We start from the raw sequence: 16,269 nt of genomic DNA on the forward strand, positions 1-16,269 counted from the left end.
GAGTACGCATGTCCGCTTCGCTGATCGTCACGTCCGAACTGTCCGTCAAGCCCGACCGCGCGGACGAAGCCGCTGCCGCCTGGCTCCGTCTGCACGCGGACGCCCCGGCCCGCGACCGCGCCCTGTACCGGGGCCTGGACGGGACGTCCCTCCTGGAGTTCACCGCGCTGTCCGCGGTCGCCGACGTCGAGGCGCTCCGGCCCGAGTGGCAGCGGCAGTTCGAGGGCCTCGCCGCGTACGCGGAGGGCGACTTCTCCCGCGAACTCCTGGAGTTCGTCGAGGCGCCCAAGCCCACGGACCGGGAACTGCCGCAGACGCGCTACGTCCAGATGCGGCACGTCGAGGTCAAGCCCGGCCAGTACCAGGCGTACCGGGCCTGGCGGGAGGCGACCATCTTCGACGTGGTGCGGGGCCACGACGACGCCGAGGTCTTCCTCGCCTACCACTCCCTGCTGAGCAGCGCCCCGGGCGTCATGTTCGTGTCCGGCTTCGACTGCCCGCCGGAGCAGTACAACACCGCCTTCACCTCGCCCCGCTACCAGGAGATCGTCCAGCAGGCCGGCGACCGGTACATCACCGGCGGCGACCGCGGCCTGTACACGAAGTTCTACGAGCGGGTGGAGCGGTGAGCCGCAGCCGCTCCTACGACCTGAGCGTCACCACGCAGGGACCGGCCTACCCGCCCAGCGAGGTGATGGACGAGAACGGCGACTTCGTCGTCATCGGCCGGCTCAACACGCCGTCCGGACCGCGCTGGGGGCGAGCTGTCGTCTCGGCGGCCAGCCCGGTGCCGCCGCTGGGCGAGGACCTGCCGTACACGGTCGTGCGGGAACTGCCGGAGCAGCTGGACGAACAGGACCGGCAGATGGAGCTGTACACCCTGCCGCTGCCGCTGCCGTGCAACAACTACCCGATGCTGTTCGCCCCCGAGCAGCGCCCGGACGCCCACTCCGTCGAACGCCCCAGTTACCCGCTGCACCGCGCGCCGATCCCCGACCTGCGGGAGGCCGACGGCCCGCGGCTGCGCGAACCGATCACCCTGGGGCAGTGGGTCAAGGCGCGGGGGCAGCTCGACGTCGAGGTGACGCCGGACGCGCGCCAGGCCCGCTTCACGTTCGCGTTCACCGGTCTGATCCCCGACAGCGTGTACACGGTGATGTCGCTGCGGGAGCGCGACCTCGACCCGGCGGGACCGACCCGCCCCGGCCCGCTGGGCGTGCCCAACGCCTTCTACAGCGACGGGAACGGCATGGGCCGCTACCAGGCGACCCTGCCCAACCCCTTTCCCGCACCGGGGACCCCCGGCGCGAACCGGGTCATCAACGTGGTGGTGCTGTGGATGAGCTACCAGCAGAACTACGGCGGCGCCATCGGCCACTTCGGGCTGGGCGGTGACATCCACGCCCAGCTCAAGCTGCGCGGACCGCACTTCGGCGAGTTCACGACGCGCGACTGACCCGCCGTGGCCGCGGGGTTCCCTCCTGCGGCCACGGCCACCCCGGCTCCCGCCTCTCTCCTCTCTCTCCCTCTCCCTCTCACGACACGAAAGAGTTCGTCATGCCCTCCCTCACTGGCCGTACGGCCCTCATCACCGGCGCGGACCGCGGCATCGGGCTCGCCCTGGCCCGGCGGCTCGGCGCGGAAGGCGCCAACCTCGTCCTGCACTCCCACGACGCGGAGAGCCTCCGGGACACCGTCGCGCGCGAGCAGTGGCCCGCCGAGCGCCTCCACACCAGCGTCCTGGACGTGGCGGACGCGGACGCCGTCCAGGCCGCGGTGGCCGAGGCGGCCGACCGCTTCGGCGGCATCGACTACCTGCTCAACGTCGCCGGCATCGTGCGCTTCGGCGGCATCGAGCGGTGCACCGTCGACGAGTGGCAGCAGACCCTCCAGACCAACCTGACCGGCTACTTCCTCATGGCCCGCAGCGTGCTCCCGCACATGCGCGAGGCCGGCTCCGGCGTCATCGTCAACATGTCGTCCATCTGGGGACGGCGCCCCGCACCGGCCACCCTGGCCTACTCCGTGTCCAAGTACGGCGTGGAGGGTCTGACCAAGTGCCTGGCCGAGGAGGCCCGCCCCTGGGGAGTGAAGGTCTCCAGCCTGGTCCTGGACAAGGTGGACACCGGCTTCCGCGACGCCATGGCCGAGCACGTCTCGTACGACGGCGAGCAGCGCGAGCGGATGCTCTCGGCGGACGACGTGGCCGACGCCACCTGGTCCATCCTCACCAGCTCGTCCCGCGCCCACCCGTCGTCCATCGAGCTGGACGCCTGGCGCTGGGTCTGACCCGTCCTCCTCCCGCGATCACCACGACTCCTGGAGTTCCCCCAGCCATGTCTTCTTCCAAGACCCTGAGCGGCGTGACGGGCGGCCTGGCCACCGCGCTGGCCTGGGGCGGCATGTTCGCCGTCGCCCAGTCCGCCTACCACCACCTGGACCCCTTCCACCTCACCGCCGCCCGCTTCGCCCTCGGCGCCCTGATCTTCCTCGCGCTCCTCGCCCTCAAGGAAGGGAGGACCGCGTTCCGGTACGAGGGCACCCTGGGCAAGCTGTGGATCCTCGGCACCGTGGGGTTCGCCGGCTTCAACCTGCTGACCTACGTCGGACTGCAGTCCATGCCCGCGCAGAGCTCGTCCCTGGTCGTGGCCACGATGCCGCTGGTCACCGTGATCGTGCTGTGGATCAGGACCAGGAAGGCCCCCGCGCCCCTGGCCCTCGCCTTCGTCGTCCTCGCCCTGATCGGTCTGACCATCGTCCTCGGCAACGGCAACCCGCTCACCGTGTTCTCCGGCGGCCTGGGCACCGGCGGGCTGCTCACCTTGATCGGCGTCGTCTGCTGGGTCGTCTACACCACCAGCGCCTCGCAGTTCCCCACCTGGTCACCCCTGCGCTACACCGCGCTGAGCTGCCTGCCCGGCACCGTCAGCATCCTGGTCGTCACCGCCGTCAGCCAGGCGGCGGGCTGGACCGGCAGCTTCGGCCCCGGCGACTACGCCGCCGCCTGGTGGCAGATCCTGTACGTGGCGATCCCCGCCACCGCCGTGGCCATCCTGACCTGGAACATCGCCAACCGGAACCTCGGCCCGACCAACGGGGTGCTGTTCATCAACCTCGTCCCCGTCACCGCGTTCGTCGTCTCCGCCTTCCAGGGCCACACCCCCACCGGAGCGGAACTGACCGGCATCTGTCTGGTGATCGCGTCCCTGATCGGCGCCAACATCGCCACCCGCCGGCACCTCGCCCGCGCGGGGACCGCCCCCGTCGCGGCGCGGCCCGCCGACCAGGCCACGGCCCCCGCCGCCGGCCGCTGACACCTCTCGCTGCGGGCGGGGCGGTGCGCAGCACCGCCCCGCGGCCCACCGGTCGCCGCCCCGCGGACCGCACATCCGGTGCACGGAAAGGTACGCACTCATGACCTGCAACAGCTCACCCTGCGTCTCCGGCGTCTGGTACACCCAGGGCGGCGAGCTCGAATCGCCCGCTCCCGCGACGCGCCGCCACGGCATCCTCGGCACAGGCTCCTACCTTCCCTCCCGCACGGTCGACAACGGCGAGATCGCCGCCGCCACCGGCGTCAGCGAGGAGTGGATCCTGCGCAAGACCGGCATCCGGGTCCGCCACTACGCGGCCGACGACGAGGCCACCTCCGACCTCGCCGCGCACGCGGCCCGGGCGGCCCTGGCCGACGCCGGCATACGCCCCGCGCAGCTCTCCTACATCGTGGTCGCCACCTCCACCCCCGACCACCCCCAGCCCGCCACGGCCGCGATCGTGCAGCACCTGATCGGCGCCGACAACGCCGCCGCCTTCGACATCAACGCCGTGTGCACCGGCTTCCTCTTCGCCCTCAACACCGCCGCCCGTGTCGTCCCCGAGGACGGGTACGGGCTCGTCATCGGCGCGGACGTCTACTCGCGCATCATCAACCCCACCGACCGCCGCACCGCCGTGCTCTTCGGCGACGGGGCGGGAGCCGTCGTCATCGGCCCCGTGGACGAGCCCGGCGGGATCGTCGCCACCACCCTGCGCACCTTCGGCGACCTGCACCGCACCATCGAAGTGCCCCTCGGGGGCAGCCGCTCGCCCGCGCGTCACCACGCCCCCGACGACCCCGCGCACTACTTCGCCATGCAGGGCCGAGCCGTCCGCGACTTCGTCACCGAGCAGCTCCCCGTGGCGGTCAAGGAGATCCTCCACCACAGCGGGACCTCCCCCGCCGACGTCCACCACTTCATCCCGCACCAGGCCAACGGCCAGATGCTGAGGGAGATCGCACCCACGATCGGTCTCGACGCCGCCCGCCACCACATCGTCGTCGAGGACACCGCCAACACCGGCGCGGCCTCCGTCCCGGTCACCCTGGACCTCGTCCACCGCCGCGGCGACCTCGGCCGGGGCGACACCGTCCTGCTGAGCGCCTTCGGCGGCGGCATGTCCATCGGCGCGACGCTCCTCAGGTGGGCCCGCTGACGCCGACCGGCGCACCCTGGGGAAAACCCGTACGAGAAAAGCCCCTCCGGCCGCGTTTACGCAGGTCAGAGGGGCTATCGTTTGTGGAGCCTAGGGGAGTCGAACCCCTGACATCTGCCATGCAAAGACAGCGCTCTACCAACTGAGCTAAGGCCCCGGAACGAGGACAGCCTACCGGTTCCGCGCCTGTCCCGGGCAAAAGGTGGGGGCTCCCGGTGAACGACCACTCTCCGTAAGATGCTGACCGAGGTTCGCAGTGGCGAACCGCAGGGATGGGGAGAAGTGATGGACGCAGCGCAGCAGGAAGCCACGGCAAGAGCCAGAGAGCTTCAGCGCAGTTGGTACGGGGAGCCGCTGGGGGCGCTCTTCCGTCGGCTGATCGACGATCTCGGGCTCAACCAGGCCAGGCTGGCCGGGGTGCTCGGGCTCTCCGCGCCCATGCTGTCCCAGCTGATGAGCGGCCAGCGAGCCAAGATCGGCAACCCGGCCGTGGTCCAGCGCGTCCAGGCCCTCCAGGAGCTCGCCGTGCAGGTCGCCGACGGCAGCGTCAGCGCCGCCGAGGCCACCGACCGCATGGACGAGATCAAGAAGTCCCAGGGCGGTTCCGTCCTCACCGGCACCAGCGGGCAGACCGCCAACGGCTCCGGCGCACCGACCGTGCGGCGCGTGGTCCGGGAGATCCAGTCGCTGCTGCGCTCCGTGGCCGCCGCCGGCGACATCATCGACGCCGCCGACTCCCTCGCCCCGCACCACCCGGAACTGGCAGAGTTCCTCCGGGTCTACGGCGCCGGGCGCACCGCCGACGCGGTCGCCCACTACGAGTCCCACCAGAACTGACACGGCACACACGACGGACGACTGACGACGGACGGGGAGCGGGCGCAGCGCGATGGGTGAGGTCTTCGCCGGCAGGTACGAGCTGATCGATCCGATCGGGCGGGGCGGGGCCGGCGCGGTCTGGCGCGCCTGGGACCACCGGCGCCGCCGCTACGTGGCGGCCAAGGTGCTCCAGCAGAGCGACGCGCACACGCTGCTCCGCTTCGTCCGCGAGCAGGCGCTGCGGATCGACCATCCGCACGTGCTCGCCCCGGCCAGCTGGGCCGCCGACGACGACCAGGTCCTCTTCACGATGGACCTGGTCGCCGGCGGTTCGCTCGCCCACGTCATCGGCGACTACGGGCCGCTGCCGCCCCGGTATGTGTGCACGCTTCTCGACCAGCTGCTGTCGGGGCTGGCGACGGTGCACGCGGAGGGGGTCGTGCACCGGGACATCAAGCCGGCCAACATCCTGATGGAGGCCACCGGTACGGGCCGTCCGCACCTGCGGCTGTCGGACTTCGGCATCTCGATGCGCAAGGGCGAACCGCGGCTCACCGAGACCAACTACGTGGTGGGCACGCCCGGTTACTTCGCGCCCGAGCAACTCCTCGGCGCCGAGCCCGACTTCACTGCGGACCTGTACGCGGTGGGCCTGGTCGCGCTGTATCTGCTGCACGGCACCCGCCCGGACTCGCAGGCGCTGGTGGAGCACTTCCTGACGCACGGGACCCCGCCGGCGCCCGACAGCGTCCCCGAGCCGCTGTGGCAGGTCCTGGCCGGGCTGCTCCAGCCGGACCCGCAGGCCCGCTTCCGTACGGCCACGGGCGCGCGGAAGGCGCTGAACGCCGCCGCGGAGATGCTGCCCGAGCCGGAGGGCGGCGAGGAGCCGGTCGAGATCTTCGACCAGCTCGGCCCGCTGCCCGCCGGTTTCGGCCCCGACGGCCCGGTCGCCCGCCCGGTCCAGGACACCCCGCCACCGGCCCAGGACACGCCGCCGGCCCCGCAGGTCCCCGCCGCCACCCCGGTCCCGGCCGCCACCGCCCCGGCCCCGGCCGCCCCGGTCCCGGCCGCCACCGCCCCGGCCCCGGCCGCCCCGGTCCCGGCCGCCACCGCCCCGGCCCCGGCCGCCCCGGCCCCGCAGCCACAGCAGCAGCCGCACACGCAGCCGCCCACGCCGCCCCTCCACGACCCGTACCGGCAGCCCTACCAGCAGCCCCAGCAGTCGCCCCACCAGGACCAGCAGCACAACCCGTACCGGCAGCCGGTGCCCGGGCCCTCCGAGACGGGCAGCTTCCACCTGCCCCCGCCGGTCGCCCATCCCGTGCCCCCCTTCGACCCCGCGGTGCCGCCGACCCAGCCGCAGCGGCACACCCCTACTGATCCATACACCGGACAGCCCGTTCAGGTTCCCGGACGGCGACCGGGACCGCCCCCGAAGGTGGCGGTCCCGGTGCTGCTGCTGGCGCTGGTGTCGCTGGCGGTCGGCTTCTGGGCGCTGACGCAGGTCTGACGGATCAGCGGGCCGCCCGGCGGGCCATCAGGGTCCAGGCGCCGAGCCCGACGAGCAGGACGGTGCCGAGGCCGAGGCCGCCCGCGGCAAGCCCGACCATCAGCGTGTCCCCGCCGGCCGCCTCGTCGGCGCCGGCACCGCTCGCCGCCGCCTCCCGGTCGTCGCCCGTCACCTGGAAGATGCCCGGGTCCGAGGCGTAGGCGGGCGCGGCCTTCTTCTCGCCCCTGACGTTGACCCGCAGGATCAGCGGCAGGGCCTCGTTCCCGTACTCCTCGGCGATCTCGGGGCTGAGCGTGGCGGTGAGGTAGTACCAGCCGGCGAACCGCATGCCGCTGGTGGCGGTCTCGGACGAACCGCGGTTCTCGTGGGCGACGGGCCGCTGCGGGGCGAGGGCCGCGGTGGCCGGGTCGCCGCTGTAGCTGACCGTCTGGAGGTCGACGTAGCCGCGCGCCGGGTTGTCGAGGCCGAGCGCGAGCGCGTTGCTGACGGAATCGTCACCGGCGGTGCTGCTGCCCAGCTCGGCGGTGGCGAAGATCTGCTGGCCCCAGTCGACCGGCACCCGCCAGAAGAGCGTCTGGCCGGGCCGGATGTCCGCCCGCCACTCGCCCTCCCGGAGCGAGACGGCCGCGTGGAAGCCGTCCCCGCCCTGGCGGACCTGCGGCCCTCCGGCGGGCGGCCCGGGCGTCCCGGACGGCCAGGACTCGGGCAGCTTGTCCGGGCCGTTCTCGCGCAGCAGCGGCTCGGTGACGTGCTGGAGCTCCAGCTCCCAGTCGTCCGGGGCGGAGGTGGCGTCCGACTCGCGCTCGACGAGCACGTAGTACGTCCCGGCGTCCTGGCAGGCGGACTCGTCCGGGTCGACGATCCGGCGCGCGTACCCCGCCAGCGGGCGGACGTGGTCGCCGGTGGCGAAGTTGACCTCCTGGTAGCCGCACTGCGTGCCGCTGCCGTCCTGGATCTCGATCCGGAAGCCGTCGCCGTACGCGGCCTTGCCGCCCGGCTTGGGGACGGCGACGGCGGAGACGTACGAGTTCTTCGTGGTGTCCAGGTTGAGCCGGTAGTAGACCTTGCCGTCCTTCTTGAGGGTGTCCCGGTACGTCCTGCCGGGCTCCAGCACGTCGGCGTCGGCGCTGGACGCGGCGCCCTCGATCCGCTGCCCCGCGGGGTCGAAGGCGTACGCGGGCAGGGCAGGCCCTTCGGCCGCCCACGCGGGCAGCGCGGTGAGCGTGCCCACCGCGGCGGCGGCCGTGAGGAGCGCCGCGGCCTTCCGTGTCCTGGCCGCGGTCCTCCCCCGCCGTCCGGTCCCTGCCCCGGCCGTGGCCCCCGCCTGCGTGCTCACGCGCTTCTCCTCGTCGTGTCCGTCATCGCGCCCGGCCCCGGGCCCGCCGGACGCCGAGGACGACCCCCGTGAGCAGGAGGAGCGCCCCGCCGCCGACCGCCAGGGCCGTCGTGCCGGACCATCCTGCCCCGCTCGTGCCCCCGGTGTCCGCACCGGGGGCGGATTCGCCCCCGGCCGCCGGCGCCTCGGGGGCCACCACGCGCGCGTGGTGCTCGGGACCGGCCTTCTCCTCGCCGAGGACGCCGATCCGCAGGACGAACCCGATCTCGGGGTCGCCGGGGATGCGGGCGGCGTCGGCGCCGAGGGTGACGGCGATGTAGTGGGCGCCGGGGAGGTGGACGGCGGTCACGTTCGGGTCGGGCTCGTAGCGGTTGCTCCAGGCGACGGGGACCGTGGCCATGCGCAGCTCGGCCGGTTCGCCCGTGTACGCGGTCCGCGAGGTGAAGCCGGAGCCGGTGCCGACCGGGTGCCGGGTGGGCGTGTACACCTCGGTGGCGACGTAGGAGCGGACGGTCGTGCCGGTGCCGGCGGCGGCCGGTACGTTGCCGAACTCGACGTCGTAGCGCAGCTGTCGGCCCCAGCCGACGGGCACCTTGTACCAGCGGGTCTGGGCGGGCAGCAGCCGGTCGCGCCAGGCGCCGGCCGAGAGTTCCGCGGCGTCGTTGAAGCCGGTTCCGCCGTGGACCTCGCGCGGCTCGCCCGAGCGCACCGGGGCGTCGAGCCCGGCGCCGTACTCGGGCTCCGACTGCGCGGGCACGGTCCCGGCCGGCAGCGGCTTCTCGACGTCGAGGAGCAGCTCCAGCGGCCAGCGGGCGGCGTCCGAGCCGGGCTTGCTGGTGCGCTCGACGGTGAGCCAGTAGCGGCCGGGCCGGTCGCAGGCGGAGTACCGCTTCTGGGTGGGGACGCGGGCGACGGAGGAGGTGAGCGGCACCGCGCCCTCGTCCTGGTGGAAGATCTCGCTCCGGGTGCCGCAGGAGCCCTCGTCGCCGATGGAGGAGAGCCAGACGACGCTGGTGGTGATCTTGTCGACGGTGTCGACGGCGGAGCCGGGCTGCGGGACGGCGGTGGCCGAGAAGTGGGCGGTGGAGTCGGCGTCGAGGTCGGTGGCGTAGTAGCGCTTCTCGCCGGGGCCGATGCTGTCGAGGTACTGCCCGGGGGCGAGATCGGGCGCGCCGGAGCGTCCGGGGGTGCCGCGCACCGGGGTGCCGTCGAGCCGGTAGCCGTCGGCGGAGAGCCGGGCGGCGCGCTGGAGCTGGCGGGCGAGGGCGTCAGCGTCGGGGGCGTCGTAGTAGCGGCCGTTGCCGGCCTCGGCGACGCACTCCAGCTGTTCGCGGGCCTTGCCGGCGACCTGGAAGCCGACGGCGTCGACGCGCAGGCCGATGCCCTGGCGGGCGAGCTCGGCGGCGACCTCGCAGGGGTCGGGGGTGCCGCAGGTGTCCTCGCCGTCGGAGACGAGCAGGATCGTGCGGGTGGCGGGGGCGCCTCCGGCGGGCTTCGGCAGGTCCTCCGCGGCCTTGCGGAGGGAGAGGCCGATGGGGGTGTCGCCCTTGGGGGTGACCGCGGCGACGGCGGCCTTGAGGCCGGCCCGGTCGAGCGGGGCGACGGGCCGGGCGAGGCGGGTGTCGTCGCAGCCGCTCGCCTTGTCGGCGCCGTAGACGCGCAGTCCGGTGGGGTGGCCGTCGGGGAGGCCGTCCACGACGGTCCCGAGGGCGTCCCGGGCCGCCGCCATCCTCGTACGGCCTCCTGAGCCCGGGCCGCCGACCGGCTCGGCCATGGAGCCGGAGGAGTCCAGCACCATCACCAGGGCTCCGCCGGGGGCGGTCCCGGGGCCCTCCTCGGCCGCCGCCTGCGGTGCCGGGCCGAGCAGCAGCGCGAGGACGCCGGCCAGCGCGCCTCCCGCCGCGGTCCTTCGTCGTCCTGTCGTCACGGTGTCCCCCTGGACGTCCTCGGCCGCGAACGGACGCGTCCCTGTTCCCTTACGGACGGGTGCTTGTCCCCCTACGGACGCGCACTCGCTCCCGTACGGACGCGCCCTTGTTCGCGAGCACTCAACTTTGCCATCGCAAGCTAATGATTTGCTCAGGCGAATTCAAGGACTTTCTGTCACGACCGCGCAACAGCCCGTCCCGCAGGTGGGGTCCGGAAACGCCGAGATCCCGGTCGCGCGAGGCGCGGCCGGGATCTCGGTTTCAGATGGGTGGGTCTCAGACACCGGAACCGGACGGCACGGAGTCGGTCGCCTCCGTCCACAGGTCCTGCTCGGCGCGATCCGCCTGGATCTGGCGGTACACGAGGAGCCCGCCGATGGCGGCCAGTGCGACCAGGAGCAGCTTCTTCACCGCGCGACCTCGTCTTTCGTTGACGTAGGAGACTTCTGACGCCCACTCTACACATCGACCGATACCGATCGGTGACCTGTGCGAGCGCCAAACGTCACACACAAACCCGCCGCAACGAGAACGACCCGGACGGAGGAACCGTCCGGGTCGTTCTTCTGTGTGGGGCTAACAGGATTTGAACCTGTGGCCTCATCCTTATCAGGGATGCGCTCTAACCAACTGAGCTATAGCCCCGCCGCGCTTCTCGGTGTTTCTCCGTCGCGCTGACTCCTGAACATTAGCGCACGTGGGGGCCAGTCCCAAAATCGCCCGGAGCGGCAGGCTCCGGAAGGGCGCGGCACCGGCCCCCTCGCGGGCTACTCGTCCTCGGCCAGGGTCAGCTCGACGCCGCCGACGAACCCGGCGGACAGGTTGTAGATGAACGCGCCGAGCGTCGCCAGCGCGGTCATCAGGACCACGTCGATCACCGCGATGACCGAGGTGAACATCAGGACCCGCGGCAGCGACAGGAACGACTGCAGGTCGAAGCCGTTGGACTCGTTCGAGCCCGTCGCCTCGCTGATCGTCCCGCCGACCGTCGAGAAGACGCCCATGGCGTCCATGACCATCCACAGCACGGCCGCCGCGACGACCGTGCAGATGCCCAGGGCGATGGAGAGCAGGAAGCTCACCTTCATGACCGACCACGGGTCGGCCTTCGCGACCCGGAGCCGCGCCTTGCGGGTGCGCGGCGTCGTGCGCGCGCCCGTCCGGGGCCGCCGCACCGCGCCGCCGCCCTGGGTCTGGCCGCCGCCCTGCGGGCCGTCGTAGGCCCGCGGCGGGTGGTACGCGCCCGCCGGTGCCGCCGCCGGGCGCTCGCCCGGCAGGGCACCGTTGTAGGCCTGGTAGGGGGGCTGCTGCCCCCGAGTGTCCGTCACCGCAACCCCCTGGGAGTCCGTGGCCGAGCCACGTGCGCCGTGCGCTCCAGCACCTGCAGAAGCTCCGGCGGCCGCCGATCCGGCGCCCGTGGCTCCACTCACGCTCTACTCCTCGTGATCCCCGGCCGCGGGCTCCGTGCCCCCGACCGATGCCTCGGCCTCGGATGCCTCCAGGGCACCCTCGGCGTCGTCGACCTCTTCGTCCTCGCTGCCGGCCTCGGCGTTCCGTGCGATGCCGACGACGGCATCGCGCTTGCCCAGGTTGATCAGCTGGACGCCCATGGTGTCACGGCCGGTCTCCCTGACTTCGTTGACTCGCGTGCGAATCACACCGCCGGACAGCGTGATGGCGAGGATCTCGTCGGTCTCCTCCACCACCAGCGCGCCCACGAGCGAGCCGCGGTCCTCCACGATCTTGGCGGCCTTGATGCCGAGGCCGCCGCGGCCCTGGACGCGGTACTCGTCGACGGGGGTGCGCTTCGCGTACCCGCCGTCGGTCGCGGTGAAGACGAACGTACCGGGCCGGACGACATTCATCGAGAGCAGTTCGTCGTCCTCGCGGAAACTCATGCCCTTGACGCCCGAAGTGGCGCGTCCCATCGGACGCAGCGCGTCGTCCGTCGCGGTGAAGCGGATCGACTGCGCCTTCTTGGAGATCAGCAGCAGGTCGTCCTCGGCGGAGGCCAGCTCGGCGCCGATCAGCTCGTCGTCGCTGCCGTCCTCCCGCTCCCGCAGGTTGATGGCGATGACACCGCCGGAGCGCGGCGAGTCGTAGTCCTTCAGCGCGGTCTTCTTCACCAGGCCGGAGCGGGTCGCGAGGACCAGGTACGGCGCGGCCTCGTAGTCGCGGATCGCCAGGATCTGCGCGATCTGCTCGTCCGGCTGGAAGGCCAGCAGGTTGGCCACGTGCTGGCCGCGGGCGTCCCGGCCGGCGTCCGGCAGCTCGTACGCCTTGGCCCGGTAGACCCGGCCCTTGTTGGTGAAGAAGAGCAGCCAGTGGTGGGTGGTGGAGACGAAGAAGTGGTCGACGATGTCGTCCTGCTTCAGCTTCGTCCCGCGCACGCCCTTGCCGCCGCGCTTCTGCGAGCGGTAGTCCTCGGTCTTGGTGCGCTTGACGTAGCCGCCACGCGTGATGGTGACGACGATGTCCTCCTCGGCGATGAGGTCCTCGATGGACATGTCACCGTCGAAGGGCACCAGCTTGGAGCGGCGGTCGTCGCCGAACTTCTCGACGAGGGCGGCGAGTTCCTCGCTGACGATGGCCCGCTGCTTCTCCGGCGAGGCCAGGATCGCGTTGTACTCGTTGATCTTCGCCTGGAGCTCGTCGTGCTCGGCGATGATCTTCTGCCGCTCCAGGGCGGCGAGCCGGCGGAGCTGCATCTCCAGGATCGCGTTCGCCTGGATCTCGTCGATCTCCAGCAGGCCCATCAGGCCCTCGCGCGCGACCTCGACGGTGTCGCTGCGGCGGATGAGGGCGATGACCTCGTCGATCGCGTCGAGGGCCTTGAGGAGGCCGCGCAGGATGTGGGCGCGCTCCTCGGCCTTGCGCAGCCGGAACTTCGTCCGGCGGACGATGACCTCGATCTGGTGCGTCACCCAGTGGCGGATGAACGCGTCCAGGGAGAGGGTGCGCGGCACGCCGTCGACGAGCGCCAGCATGTTGGCGCCGAAGTTCGTCTGGAGGTCGGTGTGCTTGTACAGGTTGTTGAGGACGACCTTGGCGACCGCGTCCCGCTTGAGGACGATGACCAGGCGCTGGCCGGTCCGGGACGAGGTCTCGTCGCGGACGTCGGCGATGCCGCCGATCTTGCCGTCCTTCACCAGGTCGGCGATCTTCTGCGCGAGGTTGTCCGGGTTGACCTGGTACGGGAGCTCCGTGACCACCAGGCACTGGCGGTTCTGGATCTCCTCGACCTCGACGACCGCGCGCATGGTGATGGAGCCGCGGCCGGTGCGGTACGCCTCCTCGATGCCCTTGCGGCCGACGACGAGCGCGCCGGTCGGGAAGTCGGGGCCCTTGATGCGCTCGATGAGCGCGTCGAGGAGCTCCTCGTGGCCGGCCTCGGGGTGGGCCAGGTACCACTGGGCGCCCTCGGCGACCTCGCGGAGGTTGTGCGGCGGGATGTTGGTCGCCATGCCGACCGCGATGCCGGCCGAGCCGTTGACCAGCAGGTTCGGGAAGCGCGACGGGAGGACCGTCGGCTCCTGGTTGCGGCCGTCGTAGTTGTCCTGGAAGTCGACGGTCTCCTCGTCGATGTCCCGGACCATCTCCATCGACAGCGGCGCCATTTTGCACTCGGTGTAGCGCATGGCGGCGGCCGGGTCGTTGCCCGGGGAGCCGAAGTTGCCGTTGGAGTCGACGAGCGGCATCCGCATCGACCACGGCTGGGCCAGGCGGACCAGCGCGTCGTAGATGGAGGTGTCGCCGTGCGGGTGGTACGTGCCCATGACGTCGCCGACGACGCGGGCGCACTTGTAGAAGCCCTTCTCGGGCCGGTAGCCGCCGTCGTACATCGCGTACAGCACGCGCCGGTGGACGGGCTTGAGGCCGTCCCGGACGTCGGGCAGCGCGCGGGACACGATGACGGACATCGCGTAGTCGAGGTACGAGCGCTGCATCTCGGTCTCGAGCCCGACGGGCTCGATGCGCAGCACCGGCTCTTCTTCTTCGGTGGTCACAGGGGGGTTCTCGTCGGCCATTGCTGGTCGTCAGTCCTTTCGTACGGTCAGCTGAGACCGACTCAGATGTCGAGGAAGCGAACGTCCTTGGCATTGCGCTGGATGAAGGAGCGCCGGGCCTCGACGTCCTCGCCCATCAGCACCGAGAACAGGTCGTCGGCCTGGGCGGCGTCGTCCAGGGTGACCTGGCCGAGCACCCGGTGCTCGACGTCCATGGTGGTGACGCGCAGCTCCTCGGCGTTCATCTCGCCGAGACCCTTGAAGCGCTGGATCGAGTCTTCCCTGATCCGCTTGCCGTTCTGCTTGCCCAGCTCGACCAGCGCGTCGCGCTCGCGGTCCGAGTAGGCGTACTCGAAGTCGTCCCGGCCCCACTTGATCTTGTAGAGCGGCGGGCGGGAGAGGTACACGTGCCCGTGCTCGATCAGCGGCCGCATGAAGCGGAAGAGGAAGGTCAGCAGCAGGGTGTTGATGTGCTGGCCGTCGACGTCGGCGTCCGCCATCAGGATGATCTTGTGATAGCGGAGCTTCTCGATGTCGAAGTCCTCGTGGACCCCGGTGCCGAAGGCCGAGATCAGCGCCTGGACCTCGGTGTTCTGCAGGATCTTGTCGACGCGGGCCTTCTCGACGTTCAGGATCTTGCCGCGGATCGGCAGGATGGCCTGGTACATCGGGTTCCGGCCGGACTTGGCGGAGCCGCCGGCGGAGTCACCCTCGACGATGAAGATCTCGCACTTGGTGGGGTCGTTCGACTGGCAGTCGGACAGCTTGCCCGGGAGGGACGCCGACTCCAGCAGGCCCTTGCGGCGGGTGAGGTCGCGGGCCTTGCGGGCGGCCACGCGCGCGGTGGCGGCCGTGATGCCCTTGCGGACGATGTCCGCGGCCTCGTTCGGGTTCCGGTCGAACCAGTCCGTCAGGTGCTCGTGGACGACCTTCTGCACGAAGGTCTTCGCCTCGGTGTTGCCGAGCTTCGTCTTGGTCTGGCCCTCGAACTGCGGCTCGCCGATCTTGATCGAGATGATCGCGGTCAGACCCTCGCGGATGTCGTCGCCCGTGAGGTTCTCGTCCTTCTCGCGGAGCAGCTTCTTCTCGCGCGCGTACTTGTTGACGAGCGTCGTCAGCGCGGCGCGGAAGCCCTCCTCGTGGGTGCCGCCCTCGTGGGTGTGGATCGTGTTCGCGAAGGAGTACACGCCCTCGCTGTACGACGAGTTCCACTGCATCGCGATCTCGGCGCTGAGCAGGCGGTCCTTGTCCTCGGCCTCGATGTCGATGACCGTCGGGTTGATCAGCTCGCCCTTGCGCGAGTTGAGGTACTTCACGAAGTCGACGATGCCGCCCTCGTAGTGGTACGTCACCGTGCGCGCGGCCGGCTCGGCGGCGGCCTCGGCGTCCGGGTCGTCGGCGCCGACGGTGGCCTTCGCGGACTCGCGCTCGTCGGTGAGCGTGATGGTGAGGCCCTTGTTGAGGAAGGCCATCTCCTGGAAGCGGCGGGAGAGCGTCTCGAAGGAGTACTCGACCGTCTCGAAGATGTCCGGGTCGGACCAGAAGGTGACCGAGGTGCCGGTCTCCGAGGTCTCCTCGTGCCGGGCGAGGGGCGCGGTCGGTGCGCCCATCTTGTAGTCCTGGGTCCACCGGTAGCCGTCGGTCCTGATCTCCACCGAGACCTTGGTGGAGAGGGCGTTGACGACGGAGACGCCGACGCCGTGCAGACCGCCGGAGACCGCGTAGCCGCCGCCGCCGAACTTGCCGCCCGCGTGCAGGACGGTCAGCACGACCTCCACGGCCGGCTTGCCCTCGGACTCGACGATGCCGACGGGGATGCCGCGGCCGTTGTCGACGACGCGGACGCCGCCGTCGGCCAGGATCGTCACGTCGATGGTGTCCGCGTAACCGGCCAGGGCCTCGTCGACCGAGTTGTCGACGACCTCCTGCACCATGTGGTGGAGACCGCGCTCGCCGGTCGAGCCGATGTACATGCCGGGGCGCTTGCGCACCGCATCCAGGCCCTCCAGGACCTGGATGTTGCTGGCGGTGTACTGGGTGTTCTCGTTGGGGTTGCCGGAATCGGCCACGAAGCGCCCTTTCTGGCACAGCACAGGCCGTGCTCCGGGCATAGAGGAGCCGGCTGCGTCGTTCGACAGTTCCGCAGTGTGGCGGGATTGTCTCCCAGTCTACCGGTACCGCCGACAGTCATGGGGG

The 16,269-nt window shown here is 71.5% G+C and carries 13 protein-coding genes and 2 tRNA genes; 7 read left to right on the forward strand and 8 right to left on the reverse strand.

The window, feature by feature from the left end; translation table 11 throughout:
* The first annotated feature begins 8 nt into the window (after positions 1–8).
* From ACFVQZ_RS29560 to ACFVQZ_RS29580, 5 genes are all read left to right on the forward strand, one after another.
* On the forward strand, positions 9–629 hold the full coding sequence (locus tag ACFVQZ_RS29560) for a hypothetical protein (RefSeq protein ID WP_383627746.1): 621 nt from the start codon (positions 9–11) through the stop codon (positions 627–629).
* Complete coding sequence (locus tag ACFVQZ_RS29565; protein ID WP_383627748.1) at positions 626–1,456, forward strand: hypothetical protein; 831 nt, start codon at positions 626–628, stop codon at positions 1,454–1,456. Before ACFVQZ_RS29560 ends, ACFVQZ_RS29565 begins: the two co-directional genes overlap by 4 nt.
* Positions 1,457–1,557: 101 nt before the next feature.
* Positions 1,558–2,289 carry an SDR family NAD(P)-dependent oxidoreductase gene (locus tag ACFVQZ_RS29570; RefSeq protein ID WP_383627750.1) on the forward strand — a complete coding sequence of 244 codons (732 nt, stop codon included), beginning with the start codon at positions 1,558–1,560 and terminating at the stop codon, positions 2,287–2,289.
* Between the two features lie 47 nt (positions 2,290–2,336).
* Entirely contained in the window at positions 2,337–3,314 is a 978-nt protein-coding gene (locus ACFVQZ_RS29575) for a DMT family transporter (protein WP_383627752.1), read from the forward strand.
* Between the two features lie 100 nt (positions 3,315–3,414).
* Positions 3,415–4,473, forward strand: a complete 1,059-nt coding sequence (locus ACFVQZ_RS29580) for a 3-oxoacyl-ACP synthase III family protein (protein WP_383627754.1) — start codon at positions 3,415–3,417, stop codon at positions 4,471–4,473.
* Between the two features lie 84 nt (positions 4,474–4,557).
* On the opposite strand, the gene ACFVQZ_RS29585 is transcribed toward ACFVQZ_RS29580, so the two are convergent.
* Positions 4,558–4,630: transfer RNA gene (locus ACFVQZ_RS29585), tRNA-Ala, on the reverse strand.
* A gap of 128 nt (positions 4,631–4,758) precedes the next feature.
* Between ACFVQZ_RS29585 and ACFVQZ_RS29590 the strand changes: the two genes are divergently transcribed.
* The gene (locus ACFVQZ_RS29590) at positions 4,759–5,310 is read left to right on the forward strand and encodes a DNA-binding protein (protein ID WP_030493753.1); all 552 of its coding nucleotides are present in this window, start codon (positions 4,759–4,761) and stop codon (positions 5,308–5,310) included.
* Between the two features lie 52 nt (positions 5,311–5,362).
* The gene (locus ACFVQZ_RS29595) at positions 5,363–6,802 is read left to right on the forward strand and encodes a serine/threonine-protein kinase (protein ID WP_383627756.1); all 1,440 of its coding nucleotides are present in this window, start codon (positions 5,363–5,365) and stop codon (positions 6,800–6,802) included.
* 4 nt (positions 6,803–6,806) lie between these two features.
* Here the strand turns inward: ACFVQZ_RS29595 and ACFVQZ_RS29600 are convergent, their stop codons facing one another.
* The 7 genes from ACFVQZ_RS29600 to gyrB all read right to left on the reverse strand — a co-directional run bounded on the left by ACFVQZ_RS29600 (position 6,807) and on the right by gyrB (position 16,166).
* Entirely contained in the window at positions 6,807–8,138 is a 1,332-nt protein-coding gene (locus ACFVQZ_RS29600) for a hypothetical protein (RefSeq protein ID WP_383627758.1), read from the reverse strand.
* A gap of 22 nt (positions 8,139–8,160) precedes the next feature.
* Complete coding sequence (locus ACFVQZ_RS29605; RefSeq protein ID WP_383627760.1) at positions 8,161–10,065, reverse strand: VWA domain-containing protein; 1,905 nt, start codon at positions 10,063–10,065, stop codon at positions 8,161–8,163.
* Positions 10,066–10,342: 277 nt separating this feature from the next.
* Entirely contained in the window at positions 10,343–10,477 is a 135-nt protein-coding gene (locus ACFVQZ_RS29610) for a DLW-39 family protein (RefSeq protein WP_208809277.1), read from the reverse strand.
* Between the two features lie 160 nt (positions 10,478–10,637).
* Positions 10,638–10,711 (reverse strand) — tRNA-Ile (locus ACFVQZ_RS29615).
* A gap of 122 nt (positions 10,712–10,833) precedes the next feature.
* Complete coding sequence (locus tag ACFVQZ_RS29620; RefSeq protein ID WP_030493757.1) at positions 10,834–11,394, reverse strand: DUF3566 domain-containing protein; 561 nt, start codon at positions 11,392–11,394, stop codon at positions 10,834–10,836.
* A gap of 105 nt (positions 11,395–11,499) precedes the next feature.
* The gene (gyrA, locus tag ACFVQZ_RS29625) at positions 11,500–14,094 is read right to left on the reverse strand and encodes a DNA gyrase subunit A (RefSeq protein ID WP_030493758.1); all 2,595 of its coding nucleotides are present in this window, start codon (positions 14,092–14,094) and stop codon (positions 11,500–11,502) included.
* Positions 14,095–14,135: 41 nt separating this feature from the next.
* Complete coding sequence (gyrB, locus tag ACFVQZ_RS29630) at positions 14,136–16,166, reverse strand: DNA topoisomerase (ATP-hydrolyzing) subunit B (protein WP_030493759.1); 2,031 nt, start codon at positions 16,164–16,166, stop codon at positions 14,136–14,138.
* Positions 16,167–16,269 lie beyond the last annotated feature (103 nt).

Source organism: Streptomyces sp. NPDC057854 (assembly GCF_042797055.1).
Taxonomy (GTDB): Bacteria; Actinomycetota; Actinomycetes; order Streptomycetales; family Streptomycetaceae; genus Streptomyces.